A 17,460-nucleotide genomic window follows, 5' to 3' on the forward strand; every position below is an offset into this window, starting at 1 on the left:
CGGGCATAACCACCGAGTTTTTTTCTCAGGATTCCGTCAACACACGGTTACGTGGCAGGGTCAGCGGTCCGAGACGGCCGCGCGGACCTCGTCAGCGAAGCGTTCCGCGACCTCGCGCAGCCCCGCCACGTCCGGGCCGTGGCGCAGCACGCCCCGGCTGACGCTGGGCACCACATTGCGGACCGCGTCGCCGAAGACACCCGGCAGATCCGCCGGCGTCGCGCCCTGCGCACCGATGCCCGGGGCGAGCAGCGGGCCGTTGACCGCCAGGTCCACGCCCGCGTCGCCGAGCGTCGCCCCGACCACCGCGCCGACCGAGCCGAGCGGTTCGGCGCCCGCGTTCTCGGCGGCCATGTGGTCGAGCATCAGCTGCGCCAGCGAACGGCCGTCCGCGGCGGTGGCGCGCTGCACCTCGGCGCCCTCCGGGTTGGAGGTCAGTGCGAGGACGAAGACGCCGGCGCCGGAGACCGCCGCCGCGTCGAGCGCGGGCCGCAGCGAGCCGAAGCCGAGGTACGGCGAGACCGTGACCGCGTCCGAGAACAGCGGCGAGTCCTTGTCCAGGTAGGTCGCCGCGTAGGCACCCATGGTGGAGCCGATGTCGCCGCGCTTGGCGTCCATCAGGACCAGGGCACCGGCCGCGCGGGCCTCCTCGACGGCCTTCTCCAGCACGGCGACGCCGCGCGAGCCGAACCGCTCGAAGAACGCGGACTGCGGCTTGAGCACGGCGACCCGGTCGGCCAGCGCCTCGACGACCGTACGGGTGAACCGCTCCAGGCCCGCCACGTCGTCGGGGAGTCCCCAAGCGCTGAGCAGGGAGGCGTGCGGGTCGATGCCGACGCAGAGCGGGCCTCGGGTGTCCATGGCGTGGCGCAGCCGGGCGCCGAAGGGTTCCAGGGTCATTCCGTTTCCTTCCGGGATTCCGCGCCGACGGCGTCGGCGAGGGTGGCGTACGGGGAGGCGGCCAGGCGTGCGGCCAGGCCCTTGTGGATCGCGCGGGCGTAGAACGGGCCCTCGTAGATGAAGGCGCTGTAGCCCTGGACGAGGGTGGCGCCGGCCAGGATGCGCTGCCAGGCGTCCTCGGCGTTCTCGATGCCGCCGACGCCCACCAGGGTGATCCGGTCCCCCACGCGCCCGTACAGGCGGCCCAGGACCTCCAGCGAGCGTTCCTTGAGGGGGGCGCCGGACAGGCCGCCGGTCTCCTTCACCAGGGCCGCCGGGGACTTCAGGCCCAGGCCTTCGCGGGCGATGGTGGTGTTGGTGGCGATGATGCCGTCCAGGCCCAGTTCGACGGCGAGGTCGGCGACCGCGTCGACGTCCTCGTCCGCGAGGTCCGGGGCGATCTTGACGAGCAGCGGGACGCGGCGGTGGGTGACGGTCCGGTCGGCCGCCTCGCGCACGGCGGTGAGCAGCGGGCGCAGCGACTCGGTGGCCTGGAGGTTGCGCAGGCCGGGGGTGTTGGGCGAGGAGACGTTGACGACGAGGTAGTCCGCGTGGGCGGCGAGGCGCTCGGTGGACTTCACGTAGTCGGCGGCGGCGTCGGCCTCGGCGACCACCTTGGTCTTGCCGATGTTGACGCCGACGGTGGTGCGGAAGACCGGGTTGCGGGCGGCCAGCCGGGCGGCGACGGCGGCCGAGCCCTCGTTGTTGAAGCCCATGCGGTTGATCAGCGCGCGGTCCGCCACCAGGCGGAAGAGCCGCTTCTTCGGGTTGCCGGGCTGCGCCTCGCCGGTCACGGTGCCGATCTCGACGTGGTCGAAGCCGAGCATCGCCATGCCGTCGATCGCGACCGCGTTCTTGTCGAAGCCGGCGGCGAGACCGAAGGGGCCGTGCATCCGCAGCCCCAGGGCCTCGGTGCGCAGCTCCTTGTGGCGGGGGGCGAGGGCGGCGGCCACGAAGGTGCGCAGCACGGGGACGCGTGCGGCCAGGCGGATCCAGCGGAAGGCCAGGTGGTGGGCGCGCTCGGGGTCCATGCGCTTGAAGACCAGCTGGAAGAAGAACTTGTACATCACGGTGTCACGGTGTCCTCATGAAGAGGGGGACACCGTTTCCGGTGTCCCCCTTGTGGGCTTCCTAGTCGCGGGCCGCGGTCAAGTGTTCGGCGTGTTCCTGGAGGGAACGGACGCCGACATCTCCGTTGTTGAGGGCGTCGATGCCCTGGACGGCCGCGGCGAGCGCCTGGACCGTGGTCAGGCAGGGCACGGAGCGGGCGACGGCCGCGGTGCGGATCTCGTAGCCGTCGAGCCGGCCGCCGGTCCCGTACGGGGTGTTGACGATGAGGTCGACACCGCCCTCGTGGATCAGCTGGACGATGGTCGGCTCGCCGTTCGGGCCCTCGCCCTCGGACTGCTTGCGCACGACCGTGGCGTTGATGCCGTTGCGCTTGAGGACCTCGGCGGTGCCGGAGGTGGCCAGCAGCTCGAAGCCGTGGGCGACCAGCTCGCGGGCCGGGAAGATCATCGAGCGCTTGTCGCGGTTGGCCACCGAGATGAAGGCGCGGCCCTTGGTGGGCAGCGGTCCGTAGGCGCCGGCCTGCGACTTGGCGTACGCGGTGCCGAAGACCGAGTCGATGCCCATGACCTCGCCGGTGGAGCGCATCTCCGGGCCGAGGATGGTGTCGACGCCGCGGCCGTGGATGTCGCGGAAGCGCGACCACGGCATGACGGCCTCCTTGACGGAGATCGGCGCGTCCAGCGGCAGCGTGCCCCCGTCGCCGGTCCTGGGCAGCAGGCCCTCCTCGCGCAGCTCGGCGACGGTCGCGCCCAGCGAGATCCGGGCGGCGGCCTTGGCGAGCGGGACCGCGGTCGCCTTCGAGGTGAAGGGCACGGTCCGCGAGGCGCGCGGGTTGGCCTCCAGGACGTAGAGGATGTCGCCGGAGAGCGCGAACTGGATGTTGATCAGCCCTCGGACGCCGACGCCCTTGGCGATGGCCTCCGTGGAGGCGCGCAGCCGCTTGACGTCGTGGCCGCCGAGGGTGATCGGGGGCAGCGCGCAGGCGGAGTCGCCGGAGTGGATGCCGGCCTCCTCGATGTGCTCCATGACGCCGCCGAGGTAGAGCTCGGTGCCGTCGTAGAGGGCGTCGACGTCGATCTCGATGGCGTCGTCGAGGAAGCGGTCGACCAGGACCGGCCGGTTGGGGCTGATCTCGGTGGACTCGGCGATGTACGAGGAGAGCCGGGTCTCGTCGTACACGATCTCCATGCCGCGCCCGCCGAGCACGTACGACGGGCGTACGAGGACGGGGTAGCCGATCTCGTCGGCGATCTCCTTGGCCTCGGCGAAGGTGGTGGCGGTGCCGTGCTTGGGGGCGGGCAGACCGGCCTCGGCCAGGACGCGGCCGAAGGCGCCGCGGTCCTCGGCGGCGTGGATCGCCTCCGGGGAGGTGCCGACGACGGGCACGCCGTTGTCCTTGAGCGCCTGCGACAGGCCCAGCGGGGTCTGGCCGCCGAGCTGGACGACGACGCCGGCGATCGGGCCCGCGAGGGACTCGGCGTGCACGATCTCCAGCACGTCCTCGAGCGTCAGCGGCTCGAAGTACAGGCGGTCGGAGGTGTCGTAGTCGGTGGAGACCGTCTCCGGGTTGCAGTTGACCATCACGGTCTCGTAGCCGGCGTCGCTGAGCGCGAAGGAGGCGTGGACGCAGGAGTAGTCGAACTCGATGCCCTGGCCGATGCGGTTGGGGCCGGAGCCCAGGATGATCACCGCGGGCTTGGTGCGGGACGCGACCTCGCTCTCCTCGTCGTAGGAGGAGTAGAAGTACGGCGTCTTCGCGGCGAACTCGGCGGCGCAGGTGTCGACCGTCTTGTAGACCGGGCGGATGCCGAGCGCGTGGCGCACCTCGCGGACGACGTCCTCGCGCAGGCCGCGGATCTCGGCGATCTGGACGTCCGAGAAGCCGTGCCGCTTGGCCTCGGCCAGCAGCTCGGGGCCGAGCTTGTCGGCGGCGGCCAGTTCGTCGGCGATCTCCTTGATCAGGAAGAGCTGGTCGACGAACCAGGGGTCGATCTTCGTGGCGTCGAAGACCTCCTCCTGGGTGGCGCCGGCCCGGATCGCCTGCATGACGGCGTTGATGCGGCCGTCGGTCGGGCGGACCGCCTCGGCCAGCAGCCCGGCCTTGTCGCCGGGGTCGCCGGTGAAGGTGAACTGCGAGCCCTTCTTCTCCAGGGAGCGCAGGGCCTTCTGCAGGGCCTCGGTGAAGTTCCGGCCGATGGCCATGGCCTCGCCCACCGACTTCATGGTGGTGGTGAGGGTGGAGTCGGCGGAGGGGAACTTCTCGAAGGCGAAGCGCGGGGCCTTCACGACGACGTAGTCGAGGGTCGGCTCGAAGGAGGCCGGGGTCTTCTCGGTGATGTCGTTGGGGATCTCGTCGAGCGTGTAGCCGACGGCCAGCTTGGCGGCGATCTTGGCGATCGGGAAGCCGGTGGCCTTGGAGGCGAGCGCCGAGGAGCGGGAGACGCGCGGGTTCATCTCGATGACGATGACGCGGCCGTCGGCCGGGTCGATCGCGAACTGGATGTTGCAGCCGCCGGTGTCGACGCCGACCTCGCGGATGATCGCGATGCCGATGTCGCGCAGCCGCTGGTACTCGCGGTCGGTGAGGGTCATCGCCGGGGCGACGGTGATGGAGTCGCCGGTGTGGACGCCCATCGGGTCGAAGTTCTCGATGGAGCAGACGACCACGACGTTGTCGTTGCGGTCGCGCATCAGCTCCAGCTCGTACTCCTTCCAGCCGAGGATGGACTCCTCCAGGAGCACCTCGGTGGTCGGGGAGAGCGTGAGGCCCTGGCCGGCGATGCGGCGCAGCTCCTCCTCGTCGTGGGCGAAGCCGGAGCCGGCGCCGCCCATGGTGAAGGAGGGGCGGACGACGACGGGGTAGCCGCCGAGGGTGTCGACGCCGGCGAGGACGTCGTCCATGGAGTGGCAGATGACCGAGCGGGCGGACTCTCCGTAGCCGATCTTCTGCTTGACGGCCTCGACGACGCCCTTGAAGAGGTCGCGGTCCTCGCCCTTGTTGATGGCCTCGACGTTGGCACCGATGAGCTCGACGCCGTACTTCTCCAGCACACCGTTCTCGTGCATGGAGATCGCGGTGTTCAGCGCGGTCTGGCCGCCCAGGGTGGGCAGCAGCGCGTCGGGGCGCTCCTTGGCGATGATCTTCTCGACGAACTCGGGGGTGATCGGCTCGACGTACGTGGCGTCGGCGATCTCCGGGTCGGTCATGATCGTCGCCGGGTTGGAGTTCACCAGGATGACGCGCAGGCCCTCGGCCTTGAGCACGCGGCACGCCTGGGTGCCGGAGTAGTCGAACTCGGCGGCCTGCCCGATGACGATCGGGCCGGAGCCGATGACCAGGACGGACTGGATATCGGAGCGCTTAGGCACGCTGGCCCTCCATCAGGGAAACGAAGCGGTCGAAGAGGTACGCGGCGTCGTGCGGGCCGGCGGCCGCCTCGGGGTGGTACTGGACGCTGAAGGCCGGCCGGTCGAGCAGCTGGAGGCCCTCGACGACCTGGTCGTTCAGGCACACGTGGGAGACCTCTGCGCGGCCGTAGGCGGTGTCGGAGACCTTGTCGAGGGGGGCGTCGACGGCGAAGCCGTGGTTGTGCGCGGTGACCTCGACCTTGCCGGTCGAGCGGTCCTGCACGGGCTGGTTGATGCCGCGGTGGCCGTACTTCAGCTTGTACGTGCCGAAGCCGAGCGCGCGGCCCAGGATCTGGTTGCCGAAGCAGATACCGAAGAGCGGGGTCCCGCGCTCCAGGACGCCCTGCATCAGGGCGACCGGGTGGTCAGCGGTGGAGGGGTCGCCGGGGCCGTTGGAGAAGAAGACGCCGTCGGGGGCGACCGCGTAGATCTCCTCCAGCGTGGCGGTGGCGGGCAGCACGTGCACCTCGATGCCGCGCTCGGCCATCCGGTGCGGGGTCATGCCCTTGATGCCGAGGTCGACCGCGGCGACCGTGAACCTCTTGGTGCCGATCGCGGGGACGACGTACGCCTCCTTGGTGGCGACCTCCGCGGACAGGTCGGCGCCCTTCATCTCGGGCGCCTCCTGGACGCGGGCCAGCATCGCGGCCTCGTCGGTGACGGCGTCGCCGGAGAAGATGCCGACGCGCATGGCGCCGCGCTCGCGCAGGTGGCGGGTGAGGGCTCGGGTGTCGACGCCGCTGATGCCGACGACGCCCTGGCCGGCCAGCTCCTCGTCGAGGGTGCGGCGGGAGCGCCAGTTGGAGGGGGTGCGGGCGGGGTCGCGGACGACGTAGCCGGAGACCCAGATCCGCTTGGACTCGGGGTCCTCGTCGTTGACGCCGGTGTTGCCGACGTGCGGGGCGGTCATCACGACGACCTGGCGGTGGTACGAGGGGTCGGTCAGCGTCTCCTGGTAGCCGGTCATGCCGGTGGAGAAGACCGCCTCGCCGAAGGTCTCCCCCACAGCCCCGTAGGCGCGGCCGCGGAAGATGCGGCCGTCCTCCAGGACGAGTACGGCGGGAGCCTGGGCTCCCCGGGTGGAGGTCGTCATCGTGCGATGCCTTCCGTAGTGCTGGTGAGGTGGTTGACGGCGTCGACCCAGGCGGGGTGTTCGGCCGAGTGGTCCGAGCGGAACCCGGAGTCGATCAGCTGGTCGCCGAGCGCCCAGGTGATGACGAGGAGGCCGCCCTCGGGCAGGACCTTGCCCGCCAGTGCCCTTTCGGTGCGGGCGCCGCGCAGGTCGGCGGCGGGCACGAAGAAGTCCGCCGCGCCGGGCCGTACGACGTCGAGGCCGTCCGCGGTGAGGGTGAGCTCGACGCGGCTGCGGGTGCCGAGGCCGTGGGCGACGATCCGGTCGAGCCACTGCCCGGCCGTGGTCGACGCGTGGTAGCGGCCGGAGAGGGTGAGCAGCTTCTCGCCGTCCGCGTAGCCGTCCGGGACGGTGGCGGGGGCGGGCAGGTCCGACTGGAGGTTCCCGCGCCACTTCCATCCCTGGCGCATCAGCCAGTAGACGAACACGACGAGGACGACGAGTCCGATCACCCAGCTGATCCGGGCGGACCAGTCGGTCACTTCCGCCGACTTCTGCTCGGCGGCCAGTTGGTAAAGGGTCTGTGTTGTCACGCGAGCTTCCCGTCGACGACCGTGGCACGGCCCCGCAGGAAGGTGTGGGTCACTCGGCCCGGCAGCTCGCGCCCCTCGTACGGGGTGTTGCGGCTGCGGGAGGCGAAGCCCGCGGGGTCCACCTCTCCACGGTATGCCGGATCGACCAGGGTGAGGTTGGCAGGCTCACCCGCCGAGACGGGGCGGCCGTGTCCTTCGAGCCGTCCGATGGCCGCGGGGCGCGCCGACATGCGGTCGGCGACGCCTGCCCAGTCGAGCAGCCCGGTCTCGACCATCGTCTGCTGGACGACGGAGAGCGCGGTCTCCAGGCCCACCATGCCCATGGCGGCCGCGGCCCACTCGCAGTCCTTGTCCTCGTGCGGGTGCGGGGCGTGGTCCGTGGCGACGCAGTCGATGGTGCCGTCGGCGAGGGCCTCGCGCAGGGCCATGACGTCGGCCTCGGTGCGCAGCGGCGGGTTCACCTTGTAGACGGGGTTGTAGGACCGGACGAGCTCGTCGGTGAGGAGCAGGTGGTGCGGGGTGACCTCGGCGGTGACGTTCCAGCCCTTGGACTTGGCCCAGCGCACGATCTCCACGGAGCCGGCGGTCGACAGGTGGCAGATGTGCACCCGGGAGCCGACGTGGGCGGCGAGCAGCACGTCGCGCGCGATGATCGACTCCTCGGCGACGGCGGGCCAGCCGCCGAGGCCCAGCTCGGCCGAGACGACGCCCTCGTTCATCTGGGCGCCCTCGGTGAGGCGGGGCTCCTGGGCGTGCTGGGCGACGACGCCGTCGAACGCCTTCACGTACTCCAGGGCGCGGCGCATGATGACCGCGTCGTCGACGCACTTGCCGTCGTCGGAGAAGACCTTCACCCCGGCGGCGGAGTCGTGCATGGCGCCGAGCTCGGCGAGCTGCTTGCCCTCCAGGCCGACGGTGACGGCGCCGACCGGCTGCACGTCGCAGTAGCCGGACTCCTTGCCGAGCCGCCAGACCTGCTCGACGACGCCGGCGGTGTCGGCGACCGGGAAGGTGTTGGCCATGGCGTGCACGGCGGTGAATCCGCCGGCCGCAGCGGCCTTGGTGCCGGTCAGGACGGTCTCGGAGTCCTCGCGGCCGGGCTCGCGCAGGTGGGTGTGGAGGTCGACGAGGCCGGGCAGCAGGACCTGGCCGGCGGCCTCGATCACGGTGGCGTCGCCGGCGTCGAGGCCGGTGCCGACGGCGGCGATGGTCTCGCCGTCGATGAGAACGTCCTGCGGGTCGCCGCCGAGTACCTTCGCACCGCGGATAAGGATCTTGCTCATGGTTACTTGGTCTCCTCGGTACGGGCGGCGGTAGGGGTGCTGGGGGCAGCCGACTCGTAGCCGCCGAGCAGCAGGTAGAGCACGGCCATGCGGATGGAGACGCCGTTGGCGACCTGCTCGACGACCGTGCAGCGGTCGGAGTCGGCTACCTCGGCGGTGATCTCCATGCCGCGGACCATGGGGCCGGGGTGCATGACGACGGCGTGCTCCGGCATCTTCGCCATGCGCTCGCCGTTTAGGCCGTAGCGGCGCGAGTACTCGCGCTCGGTCGGGAAGTACGCGGCGTTCATCCGCTCACGCTGCACACGCAGCATCATCACAGCGTCGGACCGGTGCAGCACGTCGTCGAGGCTGTAGCTGACGTCGCAGGGCCACTGCTCGACGCCGACCGGGACCAGGGTGGGCGGGGCGACGAGGGTGACGTGGGCGCCCAGCGTGTTCAGCAGGTGGACGTTGGAGCGGGCGACCCGGCTGTGCAGGATGTCGCCGACGATGGTGATCCTGCGGCCGTCGAGGTCCTTGCCGAGTCCGGCGTCGGCGCCGACGAGCCGGCGGCGCATCGTGAAGGCGTCCAGGAGGGCCTGGGTGGGGTGCTCGTGGGTGCCGTCTCCGGCGTTGACGACCGCGCCGTCGATCCAGCCGGAGGTGGCCAGCCGGTACGGGGCTCCGGAGGCGCCATGGCGGATGACGACGGCGTCGGCGCCCATCGCCTCCAGGGTCAGGGCGGTGTCCTTGAGCGACTCGCCCTTGGAGACGGAGGAGCCCTTCGCGGAGAAGTTGATGACGTCCGCGGACAGCCGCTTGGCGGCCGCCTCGAAGGAGATGCGGGTACGCGTCGAGTCCTCGAAGAAGAGGTTGACGACGGTACGGCCGCGCAGGGTCGGGAGCTTCTTGATCGGCCGGTCCGCGACCCGGGCCATCTCCTCGGCGGTGTCGAGGATCAGGACGGCGTCGTCGCGGGTGAGGTCGGCGGCCGAGATGAGGTGACGCTTCATCTGGGTGTTCTCCGGGTGGCTGGAGGTTTCAGGCATGCGGGCGCGCGGAAGCCGCCGCACGGCGGGCGGGCCGTACGGACAGAGAGCTAGCGCTCGACCGCGGGGGCGGCCTGCTCGACCCCGAGCAGCACGGCGTCGCGGCCGTCCTCCTCGGCGAGCTGGACCTTGACCGTCTCCCGCAGCGACGTGGGGAGGTTCTTGCCGACGTAGTCGGCGCGGATCGGCAGTTCGCGGTGGCCGCGGTCGACGAGGACCGCGAGCTGTACCGCGCGGGGCCGGCCGATGTCGCCGAGCGCGTCGAGGGCGGCGCGGATCGTGCGGCCGGAGAAGAGGACGTCGTCGACCAGGACGACCAGGCGGCCCTCGATGCCCTCGCCGGGGATCTCGGTGCGTGCCAGGGCGCGCGCGGGGCGCAGCCTGAGGTCGTCGCGGTACATGGTGATGTCGAGGGAGCCGACCGGCATCGTGGAGCCGGTGATCTCTTCGAGCTTGGCGGCGAGCCGGCGGGCGAGGAAGACCCCGCGGGTCGGGATGCCGAGGAGCACCACGTCGTCGGCGCCCTTGGCGCGTTCGACGATCTCGTGGGCGATACGGGTGAGAACCCGGGCGATGTCGGGAGCCTCCAGAACGGGGCGTGCCGCGTTGCCGGTGGCGTCGTACTGTGCGTCCATAAGAAACGGACCTCCTTCTCCGCCTCACGGGACGGACCTTAAAGGACGTCGAATTTGCGTCCTCCACGTTACCAGGGCCTGCACCGGACCTCTGCCCCGCCCCCGGGGAGAGCCGGTACGGACCATCTCAGCTTGACGCGGCCAAGTAACGCTGCGTAACCTCACAGTGAGTTACCAGCCACGCGGCCCAGCCGCGAACGTTCCAGCGTCCGGGGAGCCTTATGTCCAGCGAATACGCAAAACAGCTCGGGGCCAAGCTCCGTGCCATCCGCACCCAGCAGGGCCTCTCCCTCCACGGCGTGGAGGAGAAGTCCCAGGGCCGCTGGAAGGCCGTCGTGGTCGGTTCGTACGAGCGCGGCGACCGTGCCGTGACCGTGCAGCGCCTTGCCGAGCTGGCGGACTTCTACGGCGTTCCCGTCCAGGAGCTGCTGCCGGGCACGACGCCCGGCGGTGCCGCCGAGCCGCCGCCGAAGCTCGTCCTCCAGCTGGAGCGCCTGGCGCACGTGCCGCCGGAGAAGGCCGGCCCCCTCCAGCGTTACGCGGCGACGATCCAGAGCCAGCGCGGCGACTACAACGGCAAGGTGCTGTCGATCCGCCAGGACGACCTGCGCACGCTGGCCGTGATCTACGACCAGTCGCCGTCCGTGCTGACGGAGCAGCTGATCAGCTGGGGCGTGCTGGACGCGGACGCACGCCGTGCCGTCGCCCACGACGAGGGCTGAGCAGCCCCTCGAAGAAACGTGCCGCCGGGTTCGGCGGGGCCCCTCACGGGTGCCCTGCCGGGCCCGGCTTTCTCGTACGCCCTGCGGGAGCGCGGCCGGGGCCGGACATGCCGAAGGGCCCACGGCTTCAGCCATGGGCCCTTCGTCGGCGGAACGCCGCCGGGCTCACTGCTCCCGGCGGAGGTTCGGCTTGAGGTCCTTGAAGCGGGCCAGCAGGCCGTTCACGAAGGACGGGGAGTCGTCGGTGGAGAACTCCTTGGCGATCTGCACCGCCTCGTCGATCACCACCGCGTCCGGGGTCGCGTCCACCCAGATCAGCTCGTACGCACCGAGCCGCAGGATGTTCCGGTCGACGACCGGCATGCGGTCGATCTCCCAGTCCACGGCGTAGGTGACGATGAGGTCGTCGATCCGGTCCGCGTACTGCGCGTACCCCTCGACGAGCTCCATCGTGTACTCGGTGACCGGCGGCTGACGGGTGTCGGACCGCGAGTGCCGCACCCAGTCCGCGAGGACCGTCAGCACGGACTCGCCGCGCTGGTCGGCCTCGAAGAGGATCTGGAAGGCGCGCTTGCGGGCCGTGTTCCGGGCAGCCACGGTTAGCTGTTCACCCGGCCGAGGTAGTCGCCTGAGCGGGTGTCGACCTTGATCTTCTCGCCCGTGCTGATGAAGAGCGGGACGCCGATCTCGTAGCCGGTCTCCAGGGTGGCGGGCTTGGTGCCGCCGGTAGAGCGGTCGCCCTGGACGCCCGGGTCCGTGTGCTGGATGGTCAGCTCGACGGCGGCCGGCAGCTCGACGTAGAGCACCTCGCCCTCGTGCTGGGCGACGGAGGCGGTGAAGCCCTCGATCAGGAAGTTGGCGGCGTCACCGACGGCCTTGCGGTCGACCATGAGCTGGTCGTACGTGTCCATGTCCATGAAGACGAAGTACTCGCCGTCCATGTACGAGAACTGCATGTCGCGCCGGTCGACGGTGGCCGTCTCGACCTTCACGCCGGCGTTGAACGTCTTGTCGACAACCTTGCCGGACAGCACGTTCTTGAGCTTGGTGCGCACGAAGGCCGGGCCCTTGCCGGGCTTGACGTGCTGGAACTCGACGACGGACCAGAGCTGGCCCCCGTCGAGCTTGAGCACCAGGCCGTTCTTGAGGTCGTTCGTGGAAGCCACGGTTGCGGAATCTCCTGGACTGAAGCTGGTGGAACGACCGAGGACGCGCGCTAGAGCGCGAGCAGCTCCTTGGTCGTAATGGTGAGTAGCTCGGGTCCGCCGTCCGCCTCGGGGCGCACGACGAGCGTGTCATCGATCCGGACCCCGCCCCGGCCCGGGAGGTGGACCCCCGGTTCGACGGTGACCGGCACACAAGCGTCCAGTTTACCCATGGCGGCGGGTGCCAGCTGCGGGTCCTCGTCGATTTCGAGCCCCACCCCGTGGCCCGTGAAGGGCGCGAGGCCCTCGCCGTGGCCCGCGGAGTCCAGGAGATGGCGGGCGGCACGGTCCACGTCACGGTACTCGGCGCCGGGCAGCAGGGCCTCGCGGCCGGCCCTCTGAGCGGCGAAAACCAACTCGTACAGCTCGATCTGCCAGTCGGCGGGCGCCGTCCCGATGACGAAGGTCCGGCCGATCTCGCAGCGGTAGCCGTGGTAGTTCGCGCCCAGGCAGACGGAGAGGAAATCTCCCTCCTCGACCCGGCGGTCGGTGGGCCGGTGGCGGCCCCGGCCGGAATTCGGGCCCGTCGCCACGGAGGTCGCGAAGGCGGGGCCGTCGGCGCCGTGGTCGACCAGCCGGCGCTCCAGCTCCAGTGCCAGATGCCGTTCGGTGCGGCCGACGAGGATCGATTCGAGGAGTTCGCCCAGCGCCTGGTCGGTGATCTCGGCCGCGATGCGCAGGCAGCCGATCTCCTCCTCGTCCTTGACGATGCGCAACTGCTCGACGGTGGCGCCGAGATCGGCCAGCCGGAGCTTCGGGGCGACCGAGGCCATCGCCCGGTGCCGGGCGACCGTCAGGTCGTGCTCCTCTACGGCCAGTGACTCCGCGCCGGCCCCGGCGGCGAGGTCCGCCGCGGCGACCACCGGGTCCCCGCCGGCCACCGGCAGCAGGTCCACCCGCAGGTGCTCGTCGGTGCGCCCGTCGGCCGGGTCGCCGGTCGGCGGGCGGGGGCAGAGCAGGACGTCCTCGCCGGGGCCGAGCAGCAGCACGGCACCCGGGGGCGCTCCCCCGGCCAGGTAGCGGACGTTGGCGGGACGGGAGACCAGGGCGGCCGCGGATCCGACTGCGGCGCACCGGTCGCGGAGCAGCCCGCGTCGGACGGCGTACACCTCTGACATGCGTCGAGCGTACGAGCGGGGTGCCGGGCCCGCGCGGTCAGCGCACCCGACCGGGGGTCGGGCCGCCGTGGGCGGGGGCTCCGCGGGCTCACCAGGCGGGAGGGCTGGCCAGGGAGCGGGCGAGTATGTCGTCCAGGACCCGGGCGGTGGTCTCCACGTCGTACGTCGAGTTGTCGATGATGGGCAGCCCGGAGCCGTACCAGCCGGCCATCCGGCCGTGGATGCGGGCCACCTCCTCGTCGGAGAGGCGGCGGTTGCCGCTGCGCTCGGCGTTCCGCTCCAGGACGATCTCCAGGCCGGGCAGCAGCACGACCGGCAGGAGCCCGGGGCCCACGTGGCGCTTCCAGCCGCCGAGGCCGACGACGGGCCGGTCGGGGAAGACGGCGTCGTCGAGGATGCAGGAGATCCCGTTGGCCAGGAAGTTGCGGGCGGCGAAGCCGCAGGTGCGGCGGGCCAGGCGGTACTGGGCCTCCGACTGGTCGTTCCACCCGGCCTGCGGGTCCGCGAAGCCGGAGCAGACCCACTCGCGGACGTCGTCGAGGCTGACGTGGGCGGTGGGCACCCGGCGGCGGGCCGCCCAGAGCCGGGCCACGGTGGTCTTGCCGGCGCCCGCCGGGCCGATCAGGAGCACTGCGAGGGTCGCGTTGCCCGTGCCGGGTCCGGCGGGCGGGGCGGGCAGCGGTACGGGCCTGCCCGGCGGGAGCTGGATGTGCCCGGTGGTCTCGCGGGAGACCGGGGCCGGGGCCTGGTGCGGCGCCGGTCCGCTCCAGCCCTGGCCCTGCGGCGCGGGCGGGCCGGCGGGCGGCGGTCCGGGATGCCCGGCGGGCGGGCCGGCCGGGGGCCGGGGCGGCGGGCCGGGGTGCTGGGCCTGGTGCGGCCAGCCTACGGGGCCGTTTCCGGGACCCTGGGGCGGAGGCAGCGGGGCCCCCACTGCGTGCTGCATCCGGTGCAACTCCGTCTCGTACAGGCAACTGGCGCTGGTGCAACGGCAACCGTACCTTCCCCGGCCGCCACACGGACAACGGCCGGGAAGGGTCTGGGGTGCCCGAGGCGCCTGCTCAGTCCGTGAGTTCGTCCGCCAGGGCGCGCAGCGCGAGCCGGTAGGAGCCGATGCCGAATCCGGCCACGGTGCCGGTGGCGACCGGGGCGATCACCGAGGTGTGGCGGAATTCCTCCCGTGCGTACGGGTTCGAGATGTGCACCTCGATCAGCGGTGCGGTGCGCTGGGCGGCCGCGTCCCGCATGCCGTACGAGTAGTGCGTGAAGGCACCGGGGTTGATGACGACCGGAATCGAACCGTCGGCGGCCTCGTGGAGCCAGCGGATCAGCTCGCCCTCGTCGTTGGTCTCGCGCACGTCGGCGTCGAAGCCGAGCTCCTTGCCGAGCGTGCGGCAGGCCTCGACGAGCCCGGCGTACGAGGTCGAGCCGTAGACGTCGGGCTCGCGGGAGCCGAGCCGGCCGAGGTTGGGGCCGTTGAGCACGAGGACCCGGCGCGTCATGCGGAGACCTCCCCGTAGGCGGCGAGCAGCACGGCCGGGTCGGGGCCCTCCAGGACGGTGGGCTTGCCGAGGCCGTCCAGGACGATGAAGCGCAGCAGGTCGCCGCGGGACTTCTTGTCGACCTTCATGTTCTCCAGCAGCTTGGGCCACTGGTCGCCGCGGTAGGTGAGCGGCAGCCCGACGGACTCCAGGATCGCGCGGTGCCGGTCGGCGGTGGCGTCGTCCAGGCGGCCGGCCAGGCGGCCCAGTTCGGCGGCGAATGCCATGCCGACGGAGACGGCGGCGCCGTGGCGCCACTTGTAGCGCTCGTTCTTCTCGATCGCGTGGCCCAGGGTGTGGCCGTAGTTGAGGATCTCGCGGAGGCCGGACTCCTTGAGGTCGCTGGAGACCACGTCGGCCTTGACCCGGATGGAGCGCTCGATGAGCTCGGCGGTGTGCGGGCCGGCGGGCGTACGGGCGGCCTGCGGGTCCTCTTCGATCAGGTCGAGGATCACCGGGTCGACGATGAAGCCGGCCTTGATGATCTCGGCCATGCCGGAGACGTAGTCGTGGACCGGCAGCGACTCCAGGGCGGCCAGGTCGCAGAGGACCCCGGCCGGCGGGTGGAAGGCGCCGACGAGGTTCTTGCCCTCGGCGGTGTTGATGCCGGTCTTGCCGCCGACGGCCGCGTCGACCATGCCGAGCACGGTCGTCGGTACGGCGATCCAGCGCACCCCGCGCAGCCAGGACGCGGCGACGAAGCCCGCGACGTCGGTGGTGGCGCCTCCGCCGACGCCGACGATGACGTCGGTGCGGGTGAAGCCGGTCTGGCCGAGCGCCTTCCAGCAGTAGGCGGCGACCTCGACGGTCTTGGCCTCCTCGGCGTTGGGCAGCTGGATCGCGATGGCCTCGTAGCCGTGGTCGGCGAGGTCCTGGCGGACCGCCTCGCCGGTCTCGGCGAGCGCCTCGGGGTGGAGGACCGCGACGCGCTTGGCCCGCTCACCGATGAGCCCGGGCAGCTCGCCGAGGAGCTGTCGGCCGATCAGTACCTCGTACGGGTCGGTGCCCGCGCTGCCTGCGATGTGGACGCGGGTGGGTGCCTGCTGGGTCATGGTGTGTTCTCCCGGCCGGACGGGGCCCCGTCCGGCAGCTCCAGTGCGTCGAGGACCGCCTGGGCGACCTCTTCGGGTGTGCGCTCGTCGGTGGCGACGACCGTGCGGGCGACCTCGGTGTAGAGGTGCCGGCGGGCCTCCATCAGCTCGCGCCACTGCCGGCGCGGGTTGACCGCGAGCAGCGGGCGGGCGGTGTTGAGCCCGACGCGCTTGACCGCCTCGTCGACGTCCATCGAGAGGTAGACGACCGGGTGGCCGGCGAGCAGCGCGCGGGTCGACTCGTCGAGGACGGCCCCGCCGCCGAGCGAGAGGACGCCGGTGTGCTCGGCGACGGCGGCGCGGACGGCGTCCCGCTCCAGTGCGCGGAAGTGCTCCTCGCCCTCGTCGTAGAAGATCTCGGCGATGGGCTTGCCCGCGGTCGCGACGACGTCGGCGTCGGTGTCCCTGTAGCCGGAGCCGAGCCGGCCGGCGAGCAGCTCGCCGACCGTGGACTTGCCGACGCCCATCGGCCCGACCAGGACGATGACGGGGCCGCTCATCGGATCTGGAGGTGGTCGAGGTACGACTGCACGTTGCGGCGGGTCTCGGTGACGCTGTCGCCGCCGAACTTCTCCGCGACGGCGTCGGCCAGGACCAGGGCGACCATCGCTTCGGCGACGATGCCTGCGGCCGGCACGGCGCAGACATCGGAGCGCTGGTGGTGGGCCTTGGCTGCCTCGCCGGTCACCACGTCGATGGTGGCCAGGGCGCGCGGCACGGTCGCGATCGGCTTCATGGCGGCGCGGACGCGCAGCAGTTCGCCGGTGGTGAGGCCGCCCTCGGTGCCGCCGGCCCGGCCGGAGGCGCGCTTGATGCCGTCCTCGGTGGCCAGGATCTCGTCGTGCGCCTTGGACCCGGGCACCCGGGCGAGGTCGAAGCCGTCGCCGACCTCGACGCCCTTGATGGCCTGGATGCCCATGAGCGCACCGGCGAGGCGGGCGTCGAGCCGGCGGTCCCAGTGCACGTGCGAGCCGAGGCCGACGGGGACGCCGTAGGCCAGCACCTCGACGACGCCGCCGAGGGTGTCGCCGTCCTTGTGGGCCTGGTCGATCTCGGCGACCATCGCCTTGCTCGCGTCGGCGTCGAGGCAGCGCACCGGGTCGGCGTCGAGCCGCTCCACGTCGGCGGGGACGGGGTAGACCCCGTACGGTGCCTTGGCGGCGGCCAGCTCGACGACATGGCTGACGATCTCGATGCCCGCGGTCTCCTTGAGGTAGGACCGGGCGACGGCACCGAGGGCCACGCGGGCGGCGGTCTCCCGGGCGCTGGCGCGCTCCAGGACCGGCCGGGCCTCGTCGAAGCCGTACTTCTGCATGCCGGCGAGGTCGGCGTGGCCGGGGCGGGGCCGGGTCAGCGGGGCGTTACGGGCCTGCTCGGCCAGCACCTGGGGGTCGACCGGGTCGGCCGACATGACCTGCTCCCACTTGGGCCACTCGGTGTTGCCCACCATCACGGCGACCGGGGAGCCCATGGTGAGGCCGTGCCGGACACCGCCGAGGAAGGTGACCTCGTCCTGCTCGAACTTCATCCGCGCACCGCGGCCGTAACCGAGCCGCCGCCGGGCGAGCGCGTCCGCCACCATCTCCGTGGTGACCGGGACACCGGCGGGAAGGCCCTCCAGCGTCGCCACCAGTGCGGGCCCGTGCGACTCTCCCGCGGTCAGCCAGCGCAACCTGCTCAACGGTGCTCCTCATGCTCGCGCCTGAAATCCAGCGGCGCGACCGGGTGCGCGGCCCTGGCCCGCCGCCCCCGAT

General features: G+C 71.8%; 17 protein-coding genes. 1 reads left to right on the plus strand and 16 read right to left on the minus strand.

Translation table 11 applies throughout. The features are described from left to right. Positions 1-60: 60 nt before the first annotated feature. From pyrF to pyrR, 8 genes are all read right to left on the minus strand, one after another. Positions 61-900, minus strand: a complete 840-nt coding sequence (pyrF, locus tag OG242_RS04025; protein WP_405896826.1) for an orotidine-5'-phosphate decarboxylase — start codon at positions 898-900, stop codon at positions 61-63. Next, a complete protein-coding gene (locus tag OG242_RS04030; protein ID WP_405901500.1) occupies positions 897-2,006 on the minus strand; it encodes a quinone-dependent dihydroorotate dehydrogenase in 1,110 nt (369 codons plus the stop codon). Before OG242_RS04030 ends, pyrF begins: the two co-directional genes overlap by 4 nt. A gap of 64 nt (positions 2,007-2,070) precedes the next feature. Next, positions 2,071-5,379: a carbamoyl-phosphate synthase large subunit gene (gene carB, locus OG242_RS04035; protein WP_405896827.1), complete on the minus strand. Its 3,309-nt coding sequence runs from the start codon at positions 5,377-5,379 to the stop codon at positions 2,071-2,073. Further along, on the minus strand, positions 5,372-6,511 hold the full coding sequence (gene carA / locus OG242_RS04040; RefSeq protein ID WP_405896828.1) for a glutamine-hydrolyzing carbamoyl-phosphate synthase small subunit: 1,140 nt from the start codon (positions 6,509-6,511) through the stop codon (positions 5,372-5,374). Before carA ends, carB begins: the two co-directional genes overlap by 8 nt. Then, positions 6,508-7,083: a hypothetical protein gene (locus OG242_RS04045; RefSeq protein ID WP_405896829.1), complete on the minus strand. Its 576-nt coding sequence runs from the start codon at positions 7,081-7,083 to the stop codon at positions 6,508-6,510. Before OG242_RS04045 ends, carA begins: the two co-directional genes overlap by 4 nt. After that, a complete protein-coding gene (locus OG242_RS04050) occupies positions 7,080-8,366 on the minus strand; it encodes a dihydroorotase (protein WP_164640921.1) in 1,287 nt (428 codons plus the stop codon). The genes OG242_RS04045 and OG242_RS04050 overlap by 4 nt, the downstream gene beginning before the upstream one ends. Positions 8,367-8,368: 2 nt before the next feature. After that, entirely contained in the window at positions 8,369-9,361 is a 993-nt protein-coding gene (locus tag OG242_RS04055; protein ID WP_405901501.1) for an aspartate carbamoyltransferase catalytic subunit, read from the minus strand. An 86-nt stretch (positions 9,362-9,447) separates the two neighbouring features. After that, complete coding sequence (pyrR, locus tag OG242_RS04060) at positions 9,448-10,032, minus strand: bifunctional pyr operon transcriptional regulator/uracil phosphoribosyltransferase PyrR (protein ID WP_405896830.1); 585 nt, start codon at positions 10,030-10,032, stop codon at positions 9,448-9,450. 221 nt (positions 10,033-10,253) lie between these two features. Here pyrR and bldD point away from each other — a divergent pair, with 221 nt between their 5' ends. Beyond that, positions 10,254-10,754: a transcriptional regulator BldD gene (gene bldD / locus OG242_RS04065; RefSeq protein ID WP_018103903.1), complete on the plus strand. Its 501-nt coding sequence runs from the start codon at positions 10,254-10,256 to the stop codon at positions 10,752-10,754. Positions 10,755-10,919: 165 nt separating this feature from the next. On the opposite strand, the gene nusB is transcribed toward bldD, so the two are convergent. From nusB to aroC, 8 genes are all read right to left on the minus strand, one after another. Next, positions 10,920-11,351 carry a transcription antitermination factor NusB gene (gene nusB, locus OG242_RS04070; protein ID WP_360858462.1) on the minus strand — a complete coding sequence of 144 codons (432 nt, stop codon included), beginning with the start codon at positions 11,349-11,351 and terminating at the stop codon, positions 10,920-10,922. Positions 11,352-11,353: 2 nt separating this feature from the next. After that, positions 11,354-11,920 (minus strand): elongation factor P, encoded by a 567-nt coding sequence (gene efp / locus OG242_RS04075; RefSeq protein ID WP_405896831.1) that lies wholly within the window; start codon positions 11,918-11,920, stop codon positions 11,354-11,356. 50 nt (positions 11,921-11,970) lie between these two features. Then, complete coding sequence (locus OG242_RS04080; protein WP_405896832.1) at positions 11,971-13,077, minus strand: aminopeptidase P family protein; 1,107 nt, start codon at positions 13,075-13,077, stop codon at positions 11,971-11,973. Between the two features lie 88 nt (positions 13,078-13,165). Continuing rightward, positions 13,166-14,020, minus strand: coding sequence for a Pro-rich N-terminal domain-containing protein (locus OG242_RS04085; RefSeq protein WP_405896833.1), 855 nt, complete (start codon positions 14,018-14,020; stop codon positions 13,166-13,168). Between the two features lie 115 nt (positions 14,021-14,135). Continuing rightward, complete coding sequence (gene aroQ / locus OG242_RS04090) at positions 14,136-14,576, minus strand: type II 3-dehydroquinate dehydratase (RefSeq protein ID WP_018524238.1); 441 nt, start codon at positions 14,574-14,576, stop codon at positions 14,136-14,138. Next, positions 14,573-15,667 carry a 3-dehydroquinate synthase gene (gene aroB, locus OG242_RS04095; protein ID WP_405896834.1) on the minus strand — a complete coding sequence of 365 codons (1,095 nt, stop codon included), beginning with the start codon at positions 15,665-15,667 and terminating at the stop codon, positions 14,573-14,575. The genes aroQ and aroB overlap by 4 nt, the downstream gene beginning before the upstream one ends. Next, positions 15,664-16,206 carry a shikimate kinase gene (locus OG242_RS04100; RefSeq protein WP_405896835.1) on the minus strand — a complete coding sequence of 181 codons (543 nt, stop codon included), beginning with the start codon at positions 16,204-16,206 and terminating at the stop codon, positions 15,664-15,666. The genes aroB and OG242_RS04100 overlap by 4 nt, the downstream gene beginning before the upstream one ends. Then, positions 16,203-17,387, minus strand: coding sequence for a chorismate synthase (gene aroC, locus OG242_RS04105; protein ID WP_405896836.1), 1,185 nt, complete (start codon positions 17,385-17,387; stop codon positions 16,203-16,205). Before aroC ends, OG242_RS04100 begins: the two co-directional genes overlap by 4 nt. Positions 17,388-17,460 lie beyond the last annotated feature (73 nt).

The sequence above is a fragment of the Streptomyces sp. NBC_00727 genome (genome assembly GCF_045161745.1).
GTDB lineage: Bacteria > Actinomycetota > Actinomycetes > Streptomycetales > Streptomycetaceae > Streptomyces.